The 22,948-nt window shown below is 66.6% G+C and carries 20 protein-coding genes; 16 read left to right on the top strand and 4 right to left on the bottom strand.

Features of this window, described 5'->3' with window-relative positions; genetic code table 11:
- Both RT97_RS16075 and RT97_RS16070 read right to left on the bottom strand, forming a co-directional pair.
- A complete protein-coding gene (locus tag RT97_RS16075) occupies positions 1–444 on the bottom strand; it encodes a DNA polymerase III subunit chi (protein WP_042579786.1) in 444 nt (147 codons plus the stop codon).
- Positions 441–1,955, bottom strand: coding sequence for a leucyl aminopeptidase (locus RT97_RS16070; protein ID WP_042579785.1), 1,515 nt, complete (start codon positions 1,953–1,955; stop codon positions 441–443). The genes RT97_RS16075 and RT97_RS16070 overlap by 4 nt, the downstream gene beginning before the upstream one ends.
- 21 nt (positions 1,956–1,976) lie before the next feature.
- Here RT97_RS16070 and lptF point away from each other — a divergent pair, with 21 nt between their 5' ends.
- From lptF to RT97_RS32530, 8 genes are all read left to right on the top strand, one after another.
- Positions 1,977–3,116 carry an LPS export ABC transporter permease LptF gene (gene lptF / locus RT97_RS16065; RefSeq protein WP_042579784.1) on the top strand — a complete coding sequence of 380 codons (1,140 nt, stop codon included), beginning with the start codon at positions 1,977–1,979 and terminating at the stop codon, positions 3,114–3,116.
- Complete coding sequence (lptG, locus tag RT97_RS16060) at positions 3,113–4,222, top strand: LPS export ABC transporter permease LptG (protein WP_042579783.1); 1,110 nt, start codon at positions 3,113–3,115, stop codon at positions 4,220–4,222. The genes lptF and lptG overlap by 4 nt, the downstream gene beginning before the upstream one ends.
- Complete coding sequence (locus tag RT97_RS16055; protein ID WP_042579782.1) at positions 4,219–4,596, top strand: sirohydrochlorin chelatase; 378 nt, start codon at positions 4,219–4,221, stop codon at positions 4,594–4,596. The genes lptG and RT97_RS16055 overlap by 4 nt, the downstream gene beginning before the upstream one ends.
- Before the next feature lie 62 nt (positions 4,597–4,658).
- Positions 4,659–5,600 (top strand): CysB family HTH-type transcriptional regulator, encoded by a 942-nt coding sequence (locus RT97_RS16050; protein ID WP_042579781.1) that lies wholly within the window; start codon positions 4,659–4,661, stop codon positions 5,598–5,600.
- 140 nt (positions 5,601–5,740) lie between these two features.
- Positions 5,741–6,916: a pyridoxal phosphate-dependent aminotransferase gene (locus RT97_RS16045; RefSeq protein ID WP_042579780.1), complete on the top strand. Its 1,176-nt coding sequence runs from the start codon at positions 5,741–5,743 to the stop codon at positions 6,914–6,916.
- Between the two features lie 28 nt (positions 6,917–6,944).
- Positions 6,945–7,319: a hypothetical protein gene (locus RT97_RS16040; protein ID WP_042579779.1), complete on the top strand. Its 375-nt coding sequence runs from the start codon at positions 6,945–6,947 to the stop codon at positions 7,317–7,319.
- Between the two features lie 154 nt (positions 7,320–7,473).
- Positions 7,474–7,785, top strand: a complete 312-nt coding sequence (locus tag RT97_RS34200; protein WP_080898322.1) for a DUF3592 domain-containing protein — start codon at positions 7,474–7,476, stop codon at positions 7,783–7,785.
- 99 nt (positions 7,786–7,884) lie between these two features.
- Positions 7,885–8,043 (top strand): DUF3309 family protein, encoded by a 159-nt coding sequence (locus RT97_RS32530; protein WP_080898321.1) that lies wholly within the window; start codon positions 7,885–7,887, stop codon positions 8,041–8,043.
- 44 nt (positions 8,044–8,087) lie between these two features.
- Here RT97_RS32530 and hrpA read toward each other — a convergent pair whose 3' ends face one another.
- Positions 8,088–11,951 carry an ATP-dependent RNA helicase HrpA gene (hrpA, locus tag RT97_RS16030; protein ID WP_042579778.1) on the bottom strand — a complete coding sequence of 1,288 codons (3,864 nt, stop codon included), beginning with the start codon at positions 11,949–11,951 and terminating at the stop codon, positions 8,088–8,090.
- A 380-nt stretch (positions 11,952–12,331) separates the two neighbouring features.
- On the opposite strand from hrpA, the gene RT97_RS16025 reads away from it, so the two are divergent.
- The 4 genes from RT97_RS16025 (at position 12,332) to RT97_RS16010 (ending at position 17,510) form a co-directional block, all read left to right on the top strand.
- Entirely contained in the window at positions 12,332–14,329 is a 1,998-nt protein-coding gene (locus RT97_RS16025; RefSeq protein WP_042579777.1) for an AAA family ATPase, read from the top strand.
- A 40-nt stretch (positions 14,330–14,369) separates the two neighbouring features.
- Positions 14,370–15,716, top strand: coding sequence for an amino-acid N-acetyltransferase (argA, locus tag RT97_RS16020; protein WP_042579776.1), 1,347 nt, complete (start codon positions 14,370–14,372; stop codon positions 15,714–15,716).
- Positions 15,717–15,741: 25 nt separating this feature from the next.
- Positions 15,742–16,380: a LysE family translocator gene (locus RT97_RS16015; protein ID WP_042579775.1), complete on the top strand. Its 639-nt coding sequence runs from the start codon at positions 15,742–15,744 to the stop codon at positions 16,378–16,380.
- 134 nt (positions 16,381–16,514) lie between these two features.
- A complete protein-coding gene (locus RT97_RS16010; RefSeq protein WP_042579774.1) occupies positions 16,515–17,510 on the top strand; it encodes a DUF3829 domain-containing protein in 996 nt (331 codons plus the stop codon).
- Positions 17,511–17,527: 17 nt separating this feature from the next.
- Here the strand turns inward: RT97_RS16010 and RT97_RS16005 are convergent, their stop codons facing one another.
- On the bottom strand, positions 17,528–18,535 hold the full coding sequence (locus tag RT97_RS16005) for a zinc-dependent alcohol dehydrogenase family protein (protein ID WP_080898320.1): 1,008 nt from the start codon (positions 18,533–18,535) through the stop codon (positions 17,528–17,530).
- A gap of 92 nt (positions 18,536–18,627) precedes the next feature.
- On the opposite strand from RT97_RS16005, the gene RT97_RS16000 reads away from it, so the two are divergent.
- From RT97_RS16000 to RT97_RS15985, 4 genes are all read left to right on the top strand, one after another.
- The gene (locus RT97_RS16000; RefSeq protein WP_042579772.1) at positions 18,628–19,494 is read left to right on the top strand and encodes a LysR family transcriptional regulator; all 867 of its coding nucleotides are present in this window, start codon (positions 18,628–18,630) and stop codon (positions 19,492–19,494) included.
- Between the two features lie 32 nt (positions 19,495–19,526).
- Entirely contained in the window at positions 19,527–20,738 is a 1,212-nt protein-coding gene (gene dapC / locus RT97_RS15995; protein WP_042579771.1) for a succinyldiaminopimelate transaminase, read from the top strand.
- Positions 20,739–20,790: 52 nt separating this feature from the next.
- Positions 20,791–21,624, top strand: a complete 834-nt coding sequence (dapD, locus tag RT97_RS15990) for a 2,3,4,5-tetrahydropyridine-2,6-dicarboxylate N-succinyltransferase (RefSeq protein ID WP_042579770.1) — start codon at positions 20,791–20,793, stop codon at positions 21,622–21,624.
- Positions 21,625–21,790: 166 nt separating this feature from the next.
- Complete coding sequence (locus tag RT97_RS15985) at positions 21,791–22,939, top strand: PilT/PilU family type 4a pilus ATPase (RefSeq protein WP_042579769.1); 1,149 nt, start codon at positions 21,791–21,793, stop codon at positions 22,937–22,939.
- The last annotated feature ends 9 nt before the right edge of the window (positions 22,940–22,948 follow it).

Raw genomic sequence — 22,948 nt, 5'->3', positions numbered from 1 at the left:
TCAGGAAGCGCTCCTTGCGAAGTCGTGCGGCTGGATGGTGTAGCCGCGGTCGGCGTAATGGCGCCAGCGCGAGCGGCCGATCTGCCGGTCGTTGGCCTCGTCGCTCACGATGTCGATCAGGCGCTCGAAGCGCTCGAATCCTGCGGGCACTTCGAGGCCCAGGTTCACCAGCATCTCGCGGTGCGGCCACGATGCCGCGTCGGCACCTTCAGACGAAAGAATCACCGGCGAGCGGGCCACCACGTGGGCCTGCGCGTCGCCGCGGCAGTGCGCGACGAAGTCGACGGGCGACAGCTGCCAGAGCGCGGCATCGACCACGTCGAGCGCCTGCGCGTCGCCGACCACCACCACCCGCAGGCCGCGCGCATTCACGGCCTTGCGAACGAGCCGGCAAGCGTAGTTCAGCTTGTCGGGCGCGTTGAAGTGAAAGCCGATCTCGGTCACTTGGAGGACCGGGCCTTCCGGGTCGGCGCCTTGGGTTCGGCCTTGGCCTTGGGTGCAGCGGTAGCGGCCGTGCTGGCCGCACGCGTCGTCAGGTAGGACACCAGAAGCCCCACCGGCCGGCCCGTAGATCCCTTGGCCGCGCCGCTCTTCCATGCGGTGCCCGCGATGTCCAGGTGCGCCCATGCGTAGTCGCCGACAAAACGCTGCAGGAACTTGGCCGCGACGACCGCGCCACCGGCACGCCCCCCGATGTTGGCCACGTCGGCGAAGTTGCTCTTGAGGCCTTCCGCGTACTCGTCGTCCAGCGGCAGGCGCCAGCAGCGGTCCTGCGATTCCTCGCCCGCCGCCTGCAGGGCCGCAGCCAGCGTCTCGTCGCTCGCGAACAGGCCGCTTCGCACGCCGCCGAGCGCGATCACGCAGGCGCCGGTGAGCGTGGCGATGTCGATCACAGCGGCAGGATCGAAGCGCTTGGCATAGGTCAGCGCATCGCACAGGATGAGCCGGCCTTCGGCGTCGGTGTTGAGCACCTCGATGGTCTGGCCGCTCATGCTGGTGACCACGTCGCCCGGCTTGACGGCCTTGCCGTCGTTCATGTTCTCGCACGAGGGAATGAGCCCGACCACGTTGATCGCCGGCTGGATCTCGCCGAGCGCGCGGAAGGTGCCCAGCACGCTCGCTGCGCCGCACATGTCGAACTTCATCTCGTCCATCTCGGCCGCGGGCTTGAGCGAAACGCCGCCGGTGTCGAAGGTGATGCCCTTGCCGACCAGCACCACCGGCGCTTGGTCCTTGGGTGCGCCCTGGTAGCGCAGCACGATGAAGCGCAGGGGCTCGGCCGAGCCCTGCGCCACCGCGGCGAAGGAGCCCATGCCCAGCTTCTCGACTTCTTTGGGCCCGAGCACCTCGCATTTGACATTGGGGAGCTTGGACAGGCCCTTGGCGGCTTCCGCCAGCAGCGTGGGCGTGGCGTGGTTGGCCGGGCGGTTGCCCCACTCCTTGGCCAGCTCGATGCCGAGCACGGTGGCGCGGGCCTCGTCGAAGGCCTTGCTTGTGCCGGCCGCATCGGCCACGCCGATGGTCAGGTGGCGGATGCTGCGCGCCTCGGCCTTCGGCTTGGTGGTGGTGTAGACATAGCTGGCTTCGGCCGCGGCAGTGACCGCACAGGCGACGGCGGCGCCGTCGGCCGGCTGGGCAAATACGACGACGGCCCGCTTGGGCCGATGGGCCTTGGCCGCGTTGACCGCCGCGATGACCCCGCTGCGAACCGAGGCGGGCTTGCCGTCGCCGATGGCTGCCAGCACGACGCGAGAGGCTACGACGTCGTCCGGGCGGTAGAGTGACAGGAGCTTGCCGGCCTTGTCGGGCAGGTCGCCGGCCTTCCTGGCACTGGCGGCCAGCACGGAAAGGGCGTCTTTCGAGGCGATGGGCGCGCTGCCGACGAGCACGATGAGGACGTCGGATTTTTCGGCTGCGGCCTGGGCGATGGTGAGGGGCTTGAGTTGAAAGTCCATAATCCTTTTTTTCCTCGAACGATGTTATTCCATTCTTCCCTACGCAAGGAGCTGTCCCGCAGCTTCGGAGCGACCCTCGTGGTTCTGGTCACCATCGTGATGACCATGATGCTCATCCGTACCCTCGGGCTCGCGTCCAAGGGCAGTGTGAACCCGCAAGAGGTGTTCCTCGTGATGGCCTACACGGTGCTCGGCTACATGCCGACCATCCTGAGCCTGAGCCTGTTCATCGCCATCGTCGGCACCCTCTCGCGCATGTACCGCGACAGCGAGATGGTCATCTGGTTCTCCAGCGGCCGGGGCCTCGCCGACTTCGTCGAGCCGCTGTTCCGCTTCGCGTGGCCCGTGCTGATCCTGATCGCCGTGATGGCGATGGTGGGCTGGCCCTGGGCCAACTCGCAGACCATGGGCATGCGCCAGCAGTACGAGCAGCGCAGCGACATCGAACGCGTGACGCCCGGCGAGTTCCGTGAATCCTCAGGCCGCATGCGCGTCTTCTTCATCGACAAGGACACGCCGGACGGCGCGACCGCCACCAACGTCTTCATCTGGGCGATCGAGCGCGGCCTGCAGATCACCACTTCGGCGCGCAGCGGCCGCATCGAGGACATCGGTCCCAACCGCTTCCTGATGCTCAGCAACGGCCAGCGCCTGGAGCGTCCGCTGCTGCCGACTTCGGGCCTCAAGATCAGCGAGTTCAAGACCTACGGCACCCGCGCCGGCGGCAGCGCCGACGCCACCGCCAACACCACCCCGCCGCGCGCCCGCACCACGCTCTCGCTGCTGCGCGACCGCAGCAGCGCGAGCCTGGGCGAGCTGGGCTGGCGCATCGGCATGCTGCTGGCCGCCATCAACTTCGTGCTGCTGGCACTGACCGTCTCGAGCGTGAATCCGCGCGTGGGCCGCAGCGGCAACCTGCTGTTCGCGCTGTTCGCATTCGTCATCTACTACAACCTGCTGAACCTGGGGCAAAGCTGGATCAGCTCCGGCCGCTACGGCATGGGCAGCTTCATGCTCCTCCTGCATGGCGGCGTCTTCCTCATTGCCACAGCGTGGCTGTTCCTGCGCAACAACAATTGGGGCCAGCGCCGGAAGCCCGCGCGCGTGATCGCCGGCGGCCTGCAGCCTGCGCAGCCCCACAAGATCGACCCCACCTCGTGAAAACAATCCGACGCCTGATCTATGTCGAGGCACTGAAGGCGGTGGCCTTCGTGACGCTCGGCTTCCTGAGCCTGTTCTTCTTCTTCGACTTCGTCGACGAGCTGCAGTCCGTCGGCAAGCCCGAAAGCCTGGCCTACGGGCCGATGCAGGCGCTGATCTATGTGGCGCTGCTGGTCCCCAGCCATCTTTATGAACTGCTGCCGATCACCGTGCTTATCGGTTGCATCTTCGTGATGGCGCGCCTCGCGCAGAGCTCCGAATACACCATCCTGAGAACCAGCGGCCTGGGCCCCTGGCGCGCGCTGCGCACCCTTTTGCTGCTCGGCGTGGGCTTCGTCATCCTGACCTTCGCGGTGGGCGACTACATCGCACCGATGTCCGAGCGCACCGGCCAGCTCCTGAAGTCGCGCTACCAGGGCACCTATTCGCTGGTGGGCAACACAGGCGCCTGGCTCAAGGAGAAACGCGACAACGTGTCCTACGCCGTCAACGTGCTGTCCATAGCGCGCGACGGCTCGCTCAAGAATGCGCGCATCTTCGAATTCGACGCCAACGGCTACGTGAGCAAGCAGCTGGTTGCCAAGTCCGCGCGCATCCTGGATGGGCACTGGGCGCTCGCGGACATCGAGAAGCAGGACTACGACACGCGCAGCGCCGCCGACAAGGCCCGCATCGTCACCACCGAAATTCCCGCGATGGACTGGAAGACTTCGCTGACCGCCGAAATGGTGTCTGTGGCACTGCTGCGGCCAGACCGCATGAGCACCATCGACCTGTTCGACTACATCCGCCACCTGGATGCGAACGGCCAGACCGCGCAGCGCTACGAGATCGAGTTCTGGCGCAAGGTGTTCTATCCGCTGTCGTGCCTGGTGATGGTGGTGCTCGCCCTGCCCTTCGCCTACCTGCACTTTCGCCAGGCGGGCATCACGACCTATGTGTTCGGCGGCGTGATGATCGGCATCAGCTTCTTCCTGCTGAACAACGTGTTCGGCTACCTCGGCAACCTCAGCAACTGGTCGCCCTGGCTCACGGCGGCGGCGCCGGGGCTCATCTATTCGGTGATGTCGTTGACGGCCTTCAGCTGGCTGGTTCTTCGAAGATGACCGGGGCTCTCGCATCGCAGGGCACCGTCCTGCTGGCGCACGGTTCGCGCGACGAGCGCTGGCGCGAGCCCATCGAGGCGGTGGCCGCGCGGGTCTTGCAGGACGACCCCGCTGCGCACGTCGTCTGCGCCTACATGGAATTGGCCACGCCCGACCTCCCTTCGGCGGCAGCCGGGCTGATCGCCGATGGCGCCACCGCCATCCGAGTCGTTCCCCTGTTCCTCGGCATGGGCAAGCACGCCCGAGAAGACCTTCCGCTTCAGCTCGACAACCTACGCACGACCTGGCCGCAGGTCGATTTCACGCTCGCCCGCATCGTCGGCGAGGAGCCCGAATTGGTCGAATTGCTGGCGAGAATTGCGGTCAAATCCTGAGACCCGGCAATTTCGATAGATTGCGAAGGCATAATGAATTCCGCAATAAGACGGAATTTGATATGAATCTGCACCAATTCAAGTTTGTTCAGGAAGCCGTGCGGCGCAACCTGAACCTTACCGAGGCGGCCAAGGCACTTCACACCTCGCAGCCGGGCGTCTCCAAGGCCATCATCGAACTCGAAGAAGAGCTTGGCGTCGAGATCTTCGCGCGCCACGGCAAGCGCCTCAAACGCGTGACCGAGCCGGGCCAGCATGTCATTGCCAGCATCGAACTCATCATGCGCGAGGTGGGCAACCTGAAACGCATCGGCGAACAGTTCAGCGCCCAGGACAGCGGCACCCTCTCGATCGCCACCACCCACACCCAGGCGCGCTACGTGCTGCCGGTGCCCGTGGCCAACCTGCGCGAGGCCTATCCGAAGGTCAACGTGAGCCTGCATCAGGGCTCGCCCGACCAGGTGGCGCGCATGGTGATCGACGAGATCGCCGAGATCGGCATCGCCACCGAATCGCTCGACGGCTACGCCGAACTCGTGACCCTGCCCTGCTACGAATGGCAGCACGTGCTGGTGCTGCCCAAGGACCATCCGCTGGCCGCCAAGGAGCGCATTTCGCTCGAAGATCTGGCGAGCGAGCCGATCATCACCTACCACCCGTCGTTCACCGGCCGCACGCGCATCGACCACGCCTTCGCGCAGAAGAAGCTCACGCCGCGCATCGCACTCGAGGCGATCGATTCCGACGTGATCAAGACCTACGTTCGCCTGGGCCTGGGCGTAGGCATCGTGGCCGAGATGGCGGTGCGCGACGAGTCGAACGCCGACCTCGTGGTGCGCCCGATGGGCCAGGTGTTCGGCCAGAATATTGCCCGTGTCGCGTTCAAGCGCAGCGCGTACCTGCGCAACTTCGTCTTCAAGTTCGCCGAGCTGCTCTCCGACCGGCTCGACCGCAACCTGATCGCCAAGGCGCTGAGCGGCCATCAACAAGACTACGAGCTATAGGATCACCCCCAGTCTTCGCGCACTTCGTGTCGCTTCGCCACCCCCCTTTGAGGTGGCAACACCAGCAGCCCGGCGGAGCCGGTTCTGCGGTGTTCCACGAAGAGGGAAGGCGCGGCGGAATCACTGAACCCACGACCACCATGAGCACTGTTCTTTCTTCTCCCCGCACGCCCGAGATCACGACGAAGCTTCCGGCCGTCGGCACCACCATCTTCACCGTCATGTCGGCGCTGGCCGCCGAGAAGAACGCGGTCAATCTAGGCCAGGGCTTTCCGGATTTCCATTGCGATCCGAAGCTGCTCGAAGACGTGACGGCCGCCATGGCCGCGGGCCACAACCAGTACCCGCCGATGCCGGGCATTCCGGCGCTGCGCGATGCCATCGCCGCCAAGATCTCCGCGCTCTACGGCCACAGCTACAGCGCAGCCACCGAGATCACCGTCACCGCCGGCGCGACGCAGGCGATCATTACCGCCATCCTGGCCATCGTGCGGCCCGGCGACGAAGTGATCGTGCTGGAGCCCTGCTACGACAGCTACGTGCCAAACATCGACCTGGCCGGCGGCAGCGTGGTGCGCGTGCCGCTCGTGCCCGGCACCTTCCGCCCCGACTTCGACAAGATCGCCGCCGCGCTCTCGCCGCGCACGCGCGCGATCATCATCAACACCCCGCACAACCCGAGCGCCACGGTCTGGACCGAGGTCGAGATGCGCAAGCTCGAGGAACTGCTCGCGCCCACCGACGTGTTCGTGATCGCCGACGAGGTCTACGAGCACATGGTGTTCGATGCCGCACGCCACGAGAGCGTGGCCCGCTTCCCTGGCCTGGCGGCGCGCAGCTTCATCGTCAGCAGCTTCGGCAAGACCTACCACGTGACCGGCTGGAAGGTCGGCTATGTGGCGGCGCCCGCGCCGCTGATGGCCGAGTTCCGCAAGGTGCACCAGTTCAACGTGTTCACCGTCAACACGCCGATGCAGCATGCGCTCGCGCAGTACATGGCCGAGCCGAAGCCCTACCTCGAACTGCCCGCCTTCTACCAGCGCAAGCGGGACCTGTTCGCCGCGGGCCTGGCCGAGAAGACGCGCTTCCGGTTGCTGCGCAGCGAAGGCAGCTACTTCCAGTGCGTCGACATCTCTGCCGTGAGCGATCTCTCCGAGGCCGACTTCTGCCTGTGGCTCACCCGCGAGATCGGCGTGGCGGCGATTCCGCTGTCGGCGTTCTACGGGAACGGCTTCGACCAGCGCGTGGTGCGCTTCTGCTTCGCCAAGAAGGACGAGACGCTGCTCGCCGCACTGGACCGGCTCGCAAAGCTCTGACGACAGCCGCCAGGACCCGGGTGCCGCGATGACGATGAATCGGCCGCGCTGGATCCTGCTGGTGCTGGGCCTCTCGTTCCTCCTGGTGGGCGTGGTCGACGCCTTCCTGCCGCCGGTGCGCGGCAAGGACTACACCGTGCTCGACGTGGCGCACGCCATCCTGATCTCGGCGCTTTGCTACACATGGTGCCGGGCCGAGGGACTCGCGCGCGGCGTGATTCCTCCGGGCCGCTCGGCATTGCTCGCGGGGGTCTTTCCGCTGCTGGGCATTCCGGTTTATTTCTTTCGCACGCGCCCTTGGCGACAGGCGCTGCTCTTCACGCTCGGGGCGGCGGGCTTTCTAGCCGTCGGTCTGCTGCTCGCGGCCGTCGGCACCCTGTTGGCCGAGCTGACGCGAAGCTGAGGTGCCTGAATGAAATCGGCCGGCATCGTCAAATTGGTCTTCGGCCTCATCGGCGTCGTGATGCTCGTCGGCGCGTGGCTCCTGTACCAGAACACCACCAAGTTCATCGCTTCGGCCAGCCGCGCGCAAGGCGAGGTGATCGAGCTGCTGCGGGTTGAGAGTTCTCGCCGCAACAGCTCGGACACATGGCGCCCGCTGGTGCGTTTCAAGGCGCCGTCTGGCGAAATCGTCGAGTTCGCGCCGTCGAGCAGCAGCAGCCCGCCCGCCCGCCTACGACAAGGGAGAGGTCGTGGGGGTGTTCTTCGACCCCGCCGACCCGAAGGACGCCCGGCTCGACGGCTTCTTCGATCTGTGGGGCGGAGCAACCATCGTCGGCGGTCTGGGCGCCGTCTTCCTGGCGTTCGCCATCGGCATGCACTTCCTGCTCTCCGACGAAGCAAGCGCCAAGCGCCGACGCCAACGGTAGGACAGCCCTGACCGCCGAAGGGGCGGCTCTCCGGCGCTAGCGGCGCCGCGGGACGATGAGCATCAAGGCTCGTTACAACAAACGTCCCAGGAGAAAATCATGTCCCTCTCGTTCATTCTGCTCATCGTCCTGATCCTGATATTGATCGGCGCGTTGCCGAGCTGGGGCTACAGCCGCTCCTGGGGCTACGGGCCTAGCGGCGGCGTCGGCCTCATCGTGCTGATCGTCATCGTCCTCGTGCTCATGGGCCGCATATAGCAGCCACCACCCAATGAAAAAAGCCCGCTTCGCCGCGGGCTTTTTCATGCCTGCAGCTGGGCCCAGGCCTTGTCCAGCCGCTTGACGCTCACCGGCTGCGGCGTGCGCAGCTCCTGGGCGAAGAAGCTCACGCGAAGCTCTTCCAGCAGCCAGCGGAATTCGAGCATGCGATCGTCCACCACACCCTTTCGCTCGGCCACCAGCCGCCAGTAGCGCTGCTCCTGCGGGCGAAGCTCTGCCAGCTTGGCGGTGTCGCGTGCAGGGTCGGCGCGCAGCTTGTCCAGGCGCAGCACGATGGCCTTGAGGTAGCGCGCGAAGTGCTGCAACTGCGTCCACGGCGAATCGGCAATGAAACGCTTGCCGACGAGCTTCTGCAGTTGCTGCGCAGCGTCCTGTACCGCATCGGGCTGGATCTTGGTGTCCTTGATCTTTCGGGCGGCCGCGGCGTACTCCACGAGGATGGTGGACGCAAGGCGCGCCACCTCGTTGGCGATCAGCGTGAGCCGTCCGCGCCCTTCTTCCAGCCGCCGCTTGAAGGCGAACTCGTCGGTGGGCAACGGCTCCTGCAGGAAGGCGCGGTCGATCGCCACGTCGATGATCTGCGCGCGCAGTTCCTCGGAGGTGCCCAGCGGCATGTAGGCCACGGCCATCTTCTGCAGGTCGGGGATGTTCTTCTCGAGGTACTTGAGCGCGTCCTTCAGCTGAAGCGCGAACAGGCGGCGAAGGCCTGCGCGGTGCTTGGCAGCGGCCACGGCAGGCTCGTCGAACACCTCGATCGTCACCGCGTCGCCTTCGTCGCGCAGCGCAGGAAAGCCGATGAGCGACTGCGAACCGCGCCGGACTTCCATCAGCTCGGGCAACTCGCCGAAGGTCCAGGCCGTGTAGCGCTGGCCCGCGGGCAACGCGGGTGTCGCCTTTTCGGGCGCCGTGCTTTTCGCAGGCGCCTTGCCTTCATCGGCGGCCGGGGCCTTCGGCGCGGGCGACGCTTTCACGTTGAGCCCCGCGAGCGCCTGGAAGGCCCCGCGCGCCTGCGCACCCAGCTCGGCCTTCAGCGCACCAAGGTTGCGCCCCATGCCCAATTGCCGCCCGTGCTCGTCGACGATGCGCAGGTTCATGAACAGGTGCGGCGCCAGCATGTCCAGCTTGAAGTCGGCGCGCTTCACGTCGATGCTGGTCATGTCGCGCACGCGCTTGAGCAGCACGTCGGTCAGCGAGCCGGTGCCGAACAGCTCGGGCATCGAGAGCGCCTCGGCCAGCTTCGCCGCCGAATCGGGCAAGGGCACGAGCCGCGAGCGCGGGCGCTGCGGCAGGCTCTTGAGCAGCGCCTGGATCTTGTCCTTGAGCATGCCGGTCACGAGCCACTCGCAGCGCTCTTCGCTCACCTGGTTCAGCACGAACAGCGGCACGCTGACCGTGAGGCCGTCCTTCGCATCGCCGGGTTCGTGCAGGTACGCAGCTGCGCAATCCACGCCGCCCAGGCGCAGCGTCGGCGGGAACGACTGCGTCGTGATGCCGGCTGCCTGGTGGCGCATCAGCTCGTCGCGCGTCAGGTACAAAAGGCGCGTCTGCTCCCTCGAGGCATGGCGGTACCAGTTCTCGAAGCTGATGCCGCTGGCCACGTCGGCGGGCAACTGCGCGTCGTAGAACGCGAAGATCAACTCCTCATCGACCAGCACGTCCTGCCGGCGCGCCTTGTGCTCCAGGCCTTCGACTTCACGCACCAGCTTGCGGTTGGCTGTAAGGAACGGGAACTTGCTTTCCCACTGCCCACCGACCAGCGCTTCGCGGATGAAGATTTCTCGCGCAGCCACCGGATCGACCTTCGTGAAATCCACGCGGCGCCCGCTGTACACCACGAGTCCGTAGAGCGTCGCGCGCTCCAGCGCCGAGACCTGCGCACCCTTCTTTTCCCAGTGCGGATCGAGCAGTTGCTTCTTGAGCAGATGCCCCGCCACCTGTTCGAGCCATTGCGGCTCGATGTTGGCGATGCCGCGTCCGAAGAGCCGCGTGGTCTCGACCAGTTCGGCCGCGACGATCCAGCGGCCGGGCTTCTTCTTCAGGTGCGCGCCGGGGTGCTTGTAGAACTTGATGCCGCGCGCGCCGAGGTACGCCTCGTCGTCTTCGAGCTTCCAGCCGACGTTGCCCAGCAAGCCCGCGAGCATCGACAGGTGCAGCGGCTCGTAGCCGGCCGGCTCCGCGTTGATGCGCCACTTGTGCTCGGTGACCACAGTGAGCAGCTGCGAATGGATGTCGCGCCACTCGCGCACGCGGCGGATGTTGATGAAGTTCTGGCGCAGCAACTGCTCGTACTGGCGGTTGCTCAGCTTGTGCGTGTCGCCATGGCCGCCGCGCGCGTCGGCGATCCATTTCCACAGCCGCAGGTAGCCGCTGAATTCGCTCTTCTCGTCGTCGAACTTCGAGTGCGCCTGGTCGGCCTGCTGCTGCGCTTCCATCGGCCGGTCGCGCACGTCCTGCACGCTGAGGGCCGAGGCGATGACCAGCACTTCTTCGAGCGCACCGCGCGTGCGGGCCTCGAGAATCATCCGGCCAACGCGCGGGTCGAGCGGCAGCTTGGCGAGTTCGGCGCCGGTGGCGGTGAGCTCGTTGGCGTCGTCGACGGCCCCCAGTTCGTTCAGCAGTTGGTAGCCGTCGGCAATCGCGCGCGGCGACGGCGCTTCGAGGAACGGGAAGCGCGCCACGTCGCCCAGACGCAGCGACTTCATTCGCAGGATCACGCCCGCGAGCGAGGAGCGCAGGATTTCCGGGTCGGTGAAGCGCGGGCGGCCGTCGAAATCCTTTTCGTCGTAGAGCCGGATGCAAATGCCGTTTGCCACGCGGCCGCAACGGCCCGCGCGCTGGTTGGCTGCGGCCTGGCTGATCGGCTCGACCAGCAACTGCTCGACCTTGCTGCGGAAGCTGTAGCGCTTGACGCGCGCAGTGCCGGTGTCGATCACGTAGCGCGTGCCCGGCACCGTGAGCGAGGTTTCGGCCACGTTGGTGGCAAGCACGATGCGCCGCCCCGTGTGGCTGTCGAAGATGCGGTCCTGCTCGGGGCCGGAGAGCCGCGCGAACAAAGGCAGCACCTCGGCATTGCGGAACAGCGGCTGGTGGCTCAGGTGGCGGCGCAGGTGGTCGGCCGCCTCCCGGATCTCACGCTCGCCGGGCAGGAAGACGAGGATGTCGCCCGCGTTGTGCGGATCGCGCCAGAGCTCGTCGACGCCATCGGCGATCGCGTCGTTCAAATCGTGCTCGCGCGACTCCTCGAAGGGGCGGTAGCGCTGCTCGACGGGGAATGTGCGGCCCGACACATAGATGATCGGCGCCGGTCCCCTGGCAGATGCAAAGTGCTGTGCGAAGCGATCGGCGTCGATGGTCGCCGAGGTCACGATCACCTTCAGGTCGGGACGGCGCGGGAGGATCTCGCGCAGGTAGCCGAGCAGGAAGTCGATGTTCAGCGAGCGCTCGTGGGCCTCGTCGATGATGAGCGTGTCGTAGGCCTTGAGCAGCGGATCGGTTTGCGTCTCGGCCAGCAGGATGCCGTCGGTCATGAGCTTGACCGAGGCGTCGCGACTCAGCCGGTCCTGGAAGCGCACCTTGAAGCCCACCACGTCGCCCAGAGGCGTCTTGAGCTCTTCGGCGATGCGCTTGGCCACCGAGCTTGCGGCAATGCGTCGCGGCTGCGTGTGGCCGATCAGCCGGCCCTTGCCCGGCTCGGCGTTGATCTTGCCGCGGCCGAGCGCGAGGGCGATCTTGGGCAGCTGCGTGGTCTTGCCCGAGCCGGTTTCGCCGCAAACGATCACGACCTGGTTCGCCTGGATGGCGGCCATGATCTCGTCGCGCCGGCCGGAGACGGGAAGCGATTCGGGAAACTCGATGCGCAAGGGGGCGGAGGGTGTCGTGGTCGTCAAGGGAAAGCAGTCGTCGTCGGCACGCGGCGGGCAAACCGTCGATTATCGGCGTGCACCGGCTGTTGCACAGCTTCCACAGTACGGCGCCACGGCTTGTTGTGTGACGTAAATAGTCTTTACTCTACCGCAACCCGCCGATAGGATCGCGTCCATGTCCTTCCTTGCCCTCACCCCATCGCGCAGCCGCTGCGCAGGCCATGCGCTCCCCGCGCATGACCGGGTCAGGTTGCTCCGCCCGGCCTGAGGCCGCGCCACTTCTCGAGTCGCGCGCTTCAGGCACCGAAGCGCAGCAACCGTCCTTTTCGAAGCGTCTGCCTGCCGCTCCCTCATTGCGAAGGGGTGGCCGCTTTTTCGTACCCGTTTTTCAAGAGATCAGATCCATGTCCACCGACATCCATTCCGAACTGCATGCCGAGCTCGCCGAGCGAACGAAGCACCTGCAGAAAGTCGCCCGAGCGCTGAAGGAAGAACTCTTCGGCATCGACGACATCATCGATCGCGTGATCGAATCGCTGCGCGCCTGGTATGTGCTGCCGCAGCTCATCGGCCGCCCCGTCATCGTCTGCCTCTGGGGCCTCACGGGCACCGGCAAGACGCAGTTGGTGCGCAAGCTGGCCCAGCAACTGGGCTTCTACGACCGCTTCATCGAAGTGCAGATGGACGGCTTCAGCCACGGCTCTGGCCACGGCAGCCGCGGCTCCATCTCGGCGATGCTGGCCGAATCGGGCATCGTCGAAGGCACGCCGGGCATCCTGGTGCTGGACGAGTTCCAGCGCTTTCGCACCGTGGACGGCAACGGCAACGATGCGAAGGTCGAGCGCTACCAGGACGTGTGGGCGCTCCTGTCCGACGGACGCCTGCCGCCGGCGCTGTCGATGCTCGGCGAGATCGAATCCTCGCTCGCCTACGCCGAGTACGAGCAGGACCGCGACGGCCCCGCCGACAAGAAGAAACTCAAGAAGCGCAAGCTGCACCTGGCGCCGTGGGAGGCGCGCGAAGTCAAGCGCTGCCTGAAGCTGCCCGAGACACTGCTGCAGATCATGGCGTGGAAGCCCGCCGAGGTGCATGCGCGCCTGCGCGCCTTCCGCGACGCGCAGCAAAGCTGGGAGACCGACTACAGCAAGCTGCTGGTGTTCGTCTCGGGCAACCTGGACGAGATGTACGCCGAGACCGCGCAGCGCGTGGAAGACTGCGACACCGACGCCGACATCTTCCATGCGCTGACGAAGAAGCTCTCGGTCATCGACGTGAAGAAGGCGCTGGCCGGGCGCTTCCGTCCCGAGCAGATCGCGCGCCTGGGCAACAACCACGTGATCTACCCGTCGCTCAACCGCGCGACCTACGTGCAGCTGATCCTGTCGATCTGCGACCGCTACGTGAGCGAGATCCAGGAGAGCTCCGGCGTGCGCTTCGTGCTCGATGCCGTCGTGTACGAGCAGATCTACGCCAACGCCGTGTTCCCGGCGCAGGGCACGCGCCCGCTGTTCTCATCGATCCACGCGATCCTGAGCGCGACGCTGGTCAACGCAGCGCTGTGGGCGCTGGAGCGCGGTGCCGGTGGTGGCGATGGCGATGACGGCGAGCCCGTCTGGCTCACGCTCGACGCGAGCGTGCCCTGCATCGTGGCCAGGTTCCGCAAGGCGCGCCGCCAGTTCCCGGTGGCGCTGGAGCTCAATCGCCTGAAGCAGCGATCGAGCGAGGACTTCCGCGCCCTGCTCGCGGTGCACGAGGCGGGCCATGGCGTGGTCTACGGCGTGCTCTTCGGACGCGCACCGCAGGAGATCAAGATCAACGTGGCTTCGTTCGAGGGCGGCTACAACAGCTACGAGCAGCGCAAGACCTGGTCGAAGGAAAACCTGCGTGACCGCATCTGCGTCGGCCTGGCGGGCCGCGCCGCGGAGCAGATGGTGTTCGGCAGCGAAGCCTGCACCTCGGGCGCCTCGCAGGACCTTCTGCAGACCACGTCGCTCGCCGCGCAGTACGTGCGCCACTACGCCTTCGGCTCGCGATTCAGCCGCACCGACGTCGCCAACGACGCCGAGGACAACCTGAACACCGATCTCGAAGCGACGAACCCCGAGATCGAGGCGCTGCTCGCGCAGGAGCACGCACGCGCACTTGCGCTGCTCGAGACGCACACCGCGGCGCTGATGGCGGTGGTCGATGCGCTCATGCGCGAAGGCTCGATCGCGCCGGGCGAACTGGCCGCGCTGCTCGACCTGCCCGCCGCCCCAGCGGGCGAGTCGACCGACGCCTATGCGGCGCTGCTGGCGACCTTCCGCGCCCGCAAGGGCCACCCGCCGATCCCGGCGCCCGAACCCGGACCGGGTGCAAGCCTTCCGGCGGTCGCGGCGCGCGTGCTGCGCGCATTGGCCTGAACCGTACGAAACCCTTTCCAAGAATGCACAATCACGCCCCATGTCCACCGTCTTCAATTTCACCTTCGTGCCCTGGTTCCGCTCGGTCGCGCCCTACATCCACACGCACCGCGGTAAGACTTTCGTGGTCGGCCTGGCGGGCGAGGCGATCGCAGCGGGCAAGCTGCAGAACATCGCGCAAGACCTGGCGCTGATCCAGAGCATGGGCGTGAAGATCGTGCTGGTGCACGGCTTCCGTCCGCAGGTCAACGAGCAGCTCGCCGCCAAGGGCCACGAGGCGCGCTACTCGCACGGCATCCGCATCACCGACGAGGTGGCGCTCGACTCGGCGCAAGAGGCCGCCGGCCAGCTGCGCTACGAGATCGAGGCGGCCTTCAGCCAGGGCCTGCCCAACACGCCGATGGCAGGCTCGACGGTGCGGGTGATCTCGGGCAACTTCATCACCGCGCGTCCCGTGGGCGTGGTCGACGGGGTGGACTTCAAGCATTCGGGCCTGGTGCGAAAGGTCGATGCGGCCGGCATTCGGCGCACGCTCGATTTCGGCGCGATGGTGCTCATGTCGCCCTTCGGCTTCTCGCCCACCGGCGAGGCCTTCAACCTCACGATGGAAGAAGTCGCTACCAGCGTGGCCATCTCGATCCAGGCCGACAAGCTGATCTTCCTGACCGAGATTCCCGGCATCCGCATGGACAGCGAGCTGCCCGAGAGCGAAGACAACCCCATCGACACCGAACTGCCGCTGGACGCCGCCGAGAAGCTGCTCGCCTCCCTGCCCCCCGCGCAGAAACCCACCGACACCGCCTTCTACCTGCAGCACTGCGTGAAGGCCTGCAAGGGCGGCGTGGAGCGCAACCACATCCTGCCGTTCGCACTGGACGGCTCGCTGCTGCTGGAGGTGTATGTGCACGACGGCGTCGGCACCATGGTGATCGACGAGAAGCTCGAGAGCCTGCGTGAAGCGACCGTGGACGACATCGGCGGCATCCTGCAACTGATCGAACCCTTCGAGCGCGACGGCACGCTGGTCAAGCGCGACCGCACCGAGATCGAGCGCGACGTGGGCCACTACACGGTGATCGAGCACGACGGCGTGATCTTCGGCTGCGCGGCGCTCTACCCCTACCCCGAGGCGAAGACCGCCGAAATGGCCGCGCTCACGGTGTCGCCGCTGTCTCAGTCGCAGGGCGACGGCGAACGCATCTTGAAGCGCATCGAGCACCGCGCCAAGTCGATGGGCCTGGAAAGCATCTTCGTGCTCACAACGCGCACGATGCACTGGTTCTTGAAGCGCGGCTTCCAGCAGGTCAACCCCGACTGGCTGCCCGAAGCCCGCAAGCGCAAGTACAACTGGGACCGCAAGAGCATGGTCCTGGTCAAGAAGATCTGAAGAACACCCAGACGGAGACACCACGATGACGCTCGCCACCGCCCTGCTGTTCGCCATCGTGGCCTTCGCGGCCATCGCCACGCCCGGCCCCACCGTGCTGCTGGCGTTGAGCAACGGCTCGCGCCATGGCGTGCGCCGGGCGCTGCCGGGCATGCTGGGCGCGGTGCTGTCGGACTTCGTGCTGGTCGGCGCCGTGGCGCTCGGGCTCGGCGCGCTGCTGGCGGCGTCGGAGTTCTGGTTCTCGATGTTGAAGTGGGTCGGCGCGGTCTACCTGGCCTGGCTCGGGTTGCGCATGCTGCGCTCCAAGGGCGGCTTCCAGCTGCCGGCCGCGGACGGCGGCGCGACGGTCACCGCGGGCGAAGGCCGGCGCATCTTCTTCAAGTCGTTCCTCGTGGCCGTGACCAACCCCAAGGGCTACATCTTCTGCTCGGCGCTGCTGCCGCAGTTCATCGACCCGACGGCCGCGCAGGCGCCGCAGTACCTCATCATCGCGTTCATCTTCGCGGGCCTGGACACGCTGGTGATGCTGGCCTATGCCTTCGTCGGCGCCCGCGCGATCCGGCTTTTGACCATCTCGGCCACGCGCTGGATCGACCGCGCCTGCGGCGGCATGCTGCTGGCGCTGGCGGGCTCGCTCGCCTTCTACCGGCGCAGCGCCGCCTGATCCCTCGACCGCTGTCCTCAGGCAGCGGCGCTCCTCCCCACGATGTTTCGCCGGGGCCCGAACGGGCCCCGATGTTTTCGGCAGGCCATGCCACGGCCTGCCTTTTCGGTTTTCTTAACGGAAGAAAAGAAAGAATGAAGTACCAGACCATTTTGGGAGCCACCCTCGTCGCCATTTCGGCGCTCGTCGCCGGATGCGGCGACAAGGCGGACAAGACCTCGCAGGCCCAGGCCCCGGCCGCCGCCAGGCAGTCCGGCAACGAGCAGCAGCTCGTCGAGAAATACAACATCTACGTCGACGTTTCCAACACCCTGAGCACCTCGTTCCAGGAAGCGCGCGAGAACTACGTCCAGAACCAGGTGCCGCTGCTGCAGGCCAAGGCGCCGCTGACCAGCCTGCGCATCCAGAACGACATCCTGGTCGACCGCTCTGCCAAGAAGCTGGACGCAGCGGTTGCCATTGCCGCGCCGCTGCCGGAGATCGACGAATCGGCCAAGGCGTTCTCGGCCGCGCTCAAGGTGCTCTCGCCGCTCAGCCGCGAGTTGAACGACTACGCCAACTCCAAGGGCTACCTGGCCGACAACGGCGACAAGGCGCGCCAGTTGAACAAGGACTACCTGGCCGCGCTCACCACCGTTGCCGAGGCCGAAGCGGCATTCGACAAGGGCATGGGCGCCCGCGACCGGGCGCTCACGAAGGAGGCCTTCGAGAAGGCGCCCAAGGACACCGCCGCCTTCTACCGCGCCGGGCTCATCTATCACGGCAAGGTCAACCACGCCGATGCGAGCGCGCTTTTCGCGGCGCCCAACGATCCGAAGGCGCTCGCCGCCTTCGAAGCCTCGCTGGCGCTCGTGGCCGACTCGGCCGCGGGCTGGAGCAAGAAGATGGCCGAGCAGTCGAGCCAGAGCGGCAAGAGCTGCAGCGGCGGCATGCTGCAGATCAACGAGTTCATCGGCCAGTCGCGCTCGATGGTCAAGGACATCAAGGACGGCGTGTTCGCCCGCAAGGAAACCGGCGCAATGGCCCGGCTGCCGGCGCACATGCGCAGCTCCAGCATCGTCAACTCGGCCAACCGCTACAACCAGAACTTCGCCAACATGATCGGGCAGTTCAACCACCCGCTCTGCTGACGCGGTTCAGGCCGCGGTCAAGCCCCGATGTCGACCACGATGCGGCCGCGGGCCTTGCCCGATTCGACGGCTTCGTGGGCGGACGTGGCCTCGTCCAGCGTGAAGCGGCGCGCGTCCATCAGCGGCACGAGTTGCCCGGCTTCGGCCAGCCGGACAGCGGCTTCGAGGATCTCGCCGTGGTGCGCACGGCCGCGGCCCAGGATCATCGGTATCAGCGTGAACACGCCCGAATAGGTCGCCGCGCGGAACGACAGCGGCGCCAGCTTGTGCGTGCCCCAGCCGAGGCAACTGACCACATGGCCGCCGTAGCGGCGGGCAGCGGCGAACGACGCATCGAGCACCGCGCCGCCGACCGTGTCGTAGACCACGTCGAAGCCCTCGCCGGCCGTGTGCTCGGCCACGTACGCCTCCACGGAGGTCGCCGTGAAATCGATCGGCGTCGCGCCGAATCGCCGGATGGTTTCGGCCTGCGCCGGCGTGCCGGTCGCGAACACTTCGGCCCCGAGCGATCGCGCCAGTTGCACCGCCATGTGGCCGACGCCGCCCGCGCCGCCGTGCACCAGCACCGTCTGTCCGGCCTGCGTTTTCGCGCGGTCCACGAGCCCTTCATATGCGGTGATGAACACCAGCGGAATGGCCGCCGCCTCGCGCATGCCGAGGTTGCGCGGTTTGAGGGCGATCAGGTCGGCATCCACGGCCGCGTATTCGGCGAGCGTGCCTTGCAGCCCGCCGATGCCGCCAGCCATGCCGTACACCTCGTCCCCAAGTTTGAAGCGAGTCACGCCCGGGCCGACCGCCTCGACCACGCCGGCCAGGTCCATGCCCAGCACAGAGGGCAACGGTTGTTGCGCATGCGCGGCCTGGCCGGCGCGGATCTTGGTATCGAGCGGATTCACGCCGCTCGCGTGGATGCGCACCAGCACCTCGTTGCGGCCGGCCGTGGGCCGCGCGAGTTCGGCGCTGCGAAAGGGATGGCCGGCGGCCTCGAGCACGGCGGCGCGCATGGTGGAAGGAGAAGCTGTCATTGGGAAATCCTCAAGTCGTGAATGGATGGATCGATTCTTCGATGAACACAACTGCAAGTAAATTGACAGAACTGCAGGCTTATCATTCATAAATGAATAGCACCCCCATGGAGTGGAGCGACGTGAAGGTCTTCCTGGCCATCGCCCGCACCGGCACCTTGATGGCCGCGGCCCGGCAGATCGGCCTGTCGCAGCCGACCATGGGGCGGCGGCTGAAGGCGCTCGAGGCGAGCCTCTCGCTCACGCTCTTCCAGCGCACCAGCGACGGCTTCGTGCTCACGGCCGAGGGCGAATCGGTGCTCGGCCACGCCGAACGCATGGAGGAACAGGCGCTCGCCTTCCAGCGCGAACTCCAGGGCAGCGAGCAGCAGCTGGAGGGCTCGCTGCGCGTGTCGTCCTCGGATTGGTTCGGCGTGTACGTGCTCTCGCCGATGCTGGCGGGGTTCATCCGCCGGCACCCGGGCGTGAGCGTCGAGCTGCTGACCGACACGCGGCTCCTGAACCTCGCGCGGCGCGAAGCGGACCTCGTCTTTCGCATCCAGCCCTTCGACGAGCCCTACATCCTCCAGCGCAAGCTGATGCACATGGACTACGCGGTGTTCGGGACCGAGGGACAAGAAGCACCGACAGCTGGTGATGGCACCGGCACCGCGCTCGTCACACTCGACACCGCCTACCGCGACTTCCCCGACGTGGTCTGGCTGCGCCGCATGCTGCCCAACGCCCGCATCGCCTTCGCCAGCAACAGCCGCGAAGTACAGGCCCGGCTCTGCGCCGCCGGCACTGGCCTCGCAGTGCTGCCCGTCGCGCTGGGCGGCCAGACGCCGGGCCTGCGGCGCATCGACCTCGGCGAAGCGCCGCCCGGGCGCGACGTCTGGCTCGGCTACCACCGCGACCTGCGGCGCCTGGCGCGGCTTCGGGCGCTCATCGACTGCACGATCGAGGCCCTGGCGTCGTGAAGCCGACACCCCCGTCGCCGATAATCCCGCGCATGAATCCCTTGCTTTCCAGGTTGCAGCCGTACCCCTTCGAGCGGCTCAAGCAACTGTTCGCGGGCGTCACGCCCGCTCCCGAATTCGCTCCCATCAGCCTCGGCATCGGCGAACCCAAGCACGCCACGCCGGCCTTCATCAAGGAAGCGCTGAGCGCCAGCCTCGGCGCACTGGCCGCCTACCCCGCCACCGCCGGCGACCTGAAACTGCGCAGCGCCTTCACCGGCTGGCTCCAGACGCGCTACGGCCTCGCGCTCGATCCAGCCACGCAGGTGCTGCCCGTCAACGGCTCACGCGAGGCGCTGTTCTCGCTGGCGCAAACGGTGATCGATGCCACCGTCTCGCCGCAGCCGGTGGTGCTGTCGCCCAATCCGTTCTATCAAATCTACGAGGGTGCAGCCCTCCTCTCGGGCGCCGAGCCGTACTACGTGCCGAGCGTGCCGTCGCGCAATTTCGCGGTCGACTGGGACAGCGTGCCCGACGACATCTGGGCCCGTACGCAGCTGGTGTTCGTCTGCTCGCCGGGCAATCCGACCGGTGCGGTGATGGCGCTGGAGGAATGGCAGAAGCTCTTCGCGCTGTCCGACCGCCACGGCTTCGTGATCGCGGCCGACGAGTGCTACAGCGAAATCTACTTCCGCGACGAGCCTCCGCTCAGCGGCCTGGAAGCATCGGTGAAGCTGGGCCGGCCCGATTTCAGGAACCTGATCGCCCTGACTTCTCTTTCGAAGCGCAGCAATGTGCCGGGCCTGCGCAGCGGCTTCGTGGCGGGCGACGCGTCCATCATCAAGAAATTCCTGCTCTACCGCACCTACCACGGGAGCGCCATGAGCGGCATCGTGGCGGCCGCCAGCATCGCGGCCTGGGGCGACGAGGCGCACGTGGTCGAGAACCGCGCCAAGTACCGCGCCAAGTTCGCCGCCGTCACGCCGCTGCTGGAACCCGTGCTCGACGTGCGCCTGCCCGATGCCAGTTTCTACCTCTGGGCGGGCGTTCCCGAAGTGTGGGCTGGCGACGACGAAGCCTTCGCCCGCGCGCTCTACGCTCAATACAATGTCACGGTTCTGCCGGGGAGCTATCTGGCGCGAAACACGACGCACAGCGCCAACCCGGGCCGGGGCCGCATCCGCATGGCCCTGGTGGCCGAAACCGCCGAGTGCGTGGAAGCCGCCGGCCGCATCGTCAGCTTCGTTCGAGACGGCCGGCGCTGACGCACCGCCTCCCAAGGCTCCTGGCCCCGATTTTTCACCCGAGACTTTCTCCATGACCCAGCAACTGCAACAAATCATCGACGCCGCGTGGGAAGACCGCGCCAACATCTCGTCCTCCGCCGCCTCCGCCGAAGTGCGCGACGCCGTCGAGCACGTGATCACCGAACTCAACAACGGCAAGCTGCGCGTGGCCACCCGCGAAAGCGTCGGCAAGTGGACGGTGCATCAGTGGATCAAGAAGGCCGTGCTGCTGTCGTTCCGCCTGAAGGACAACGAACAGATCCAGGCCGGCTCTCTCGGCTTCTACGACAAGGTGCCGACCAAGTTCTCGCACCTGTCGGCCGGCGAGCTGAAGGAATCGGGCGTGCGCATCGTGCCGCCTGCCGTGGCCCGCCGCGGCAGCTACATCGCCAAGGGCGCGATCCTGATGCCCTCGTACGTGAACATCGGCGCCTACGTGGGCGAAGGCACCATGGTCGACACCTGGGCCACCGTGGGTTCGTGCGCACAGATCGGCGCCAACGTGCACCTGTCGGGCGGCGTCGGCATCGGCGGCGTGCTCGAGCCGCTACAGGCCGGCCCGACCATCATCGAAGACAACTGCTTCATCGGCGCGCGCTCCGAAGTGGTCGAGGGCGTGGTGATCGAAGAAAACTCGGTGCTCGGCATGGGCGTGTACATCGGCCAGAGCACCCCGATCTTCAACCGCGACACCGGCGAGACCTCGTTCGGCCGCGTGCCCTCGGGCAGCGTCGTCATCAGCGGCAACCTGCCCAAGAAGACCAAGTCGGGCCAGGACTACAGCACCTACGCCGCGATCATCGTCAAGACCGTCGATGCGCAAACGCGTTCCAAGACCAGCCTGAACGACCTGCTGCGCGACTGAACCAGGTACACCCCCATGCTGCGCGCACTTCGTGTCGCTTCGCACACCCCCTTGCAGGGGGCAACGCCCGCGGCCCGGCGAAGCCGGTTCGGCGGCGTTGACCGCGAAGAACATGGTCCGTGCGCAGCTGGCGAATGATTCAAACAACACCCGAGGAGAGAGACCGATGAACATGATGGAGCGAATTCTTCGTTTGATGGCCGAGCGCAAGGCCTCCGACATCTACCTCTCGGCTCACTCCCCGGTGATGATCCGCATCAACGGCATCTGCGTGCCGATCAATGCGCAGGTGTTGCCTGCGACCGCGCCGCTCGCGCTGCTGTCCGAGGTGGTGCCCGAAGCGCGCATCCAGGAACTGGAGAACACGGGCGAGCTGAACATGGCCGTCGCGCTGGAAGGCGCCGGCAACTACCGCATCAGCGCCATGCGCCAGCGCGGCACCTATGCGGTGGTGGTGCGGCACATCGCCTCGGTCATCCCGAGCTTTGCCGACCTGAACCTGCCCGACATCCTGAAGACGCTGATCATGGACAAGCGCGGGCTGATCCTGATGGTCGGCGCAACCGGCGCGGGCAAGACCACCACGCTCGCCTCGATGCTGGACTACCGCAACGAGAACGCCAGCGGCCACATCCTCACGGTGGAAGAGCCGATCGAGTTCACCTACACCAACAAGAAATCGCTGGTGAACCAGCGCGACGTGGGCAGCGACACCACCTCGCTGCACGTCGCGCTCAAGAACGCACTGCGCCAGGCGCCCGACGTGATTCAGATCGGCGAAATCCGCGACCGCGAGACCATGACGGCCGCCATCGCCTATGCGCAGTCGGGGCACCTGTGCGTGGCCACGCTGCACGCCAACAACAGCTACCGGGCGCTGAACCGCATCCTGAGCTTCTTCCCTGTCGAAGTGCGACCAACGCTGCTGGGCGACCTGGGCGGTGCGCTGCGCGCCATCGTGTCGCAGCGCCTGTTGCGCACGCCGGCCGGCGCGCGCGTGCCGGCGCTCGAAGTCATGCTGAACACCGCGCTCGTGGCCGACCTGATCGAGAAAGGCGACTTCTCCGCCGTCAAGGAGGCCATGCAGCAGTCGATGGCCGAAGGCTCGCAGACCTTCGAGGAAGACATCGCCCGCCTCATCGTCGAGGAACGCGTGACGCGCGAAGAGGGCCTGGCCCATTCCGACTCGCCCACCAACCTGCTGTGGCGCCTGCAGAACCGTGCTGCGCCCAAGCAGCAGATCGACGACCGCAACCTGACCGACCAGGTCGACGAACCGACTTTTACCGACATCACGCTCGACGTGAAGTTCTGAACGAACCCC

This window comes from Variovorax paradoxus (assembly GCF_000834655.1).
Classification (GTDB): domain Bacteria; phylum Pseudomonadota; class Gammaproteobacteria; order Burkholderiales; family Burkholderiaceae_C; genus Variovorax; species Variovorax paradoxus_F.
The sequence above is the reverse complement of the archived record's forward strand: the minus strand, read 5'-3'. Positions and strand labels throughout refer to the sequence as shown.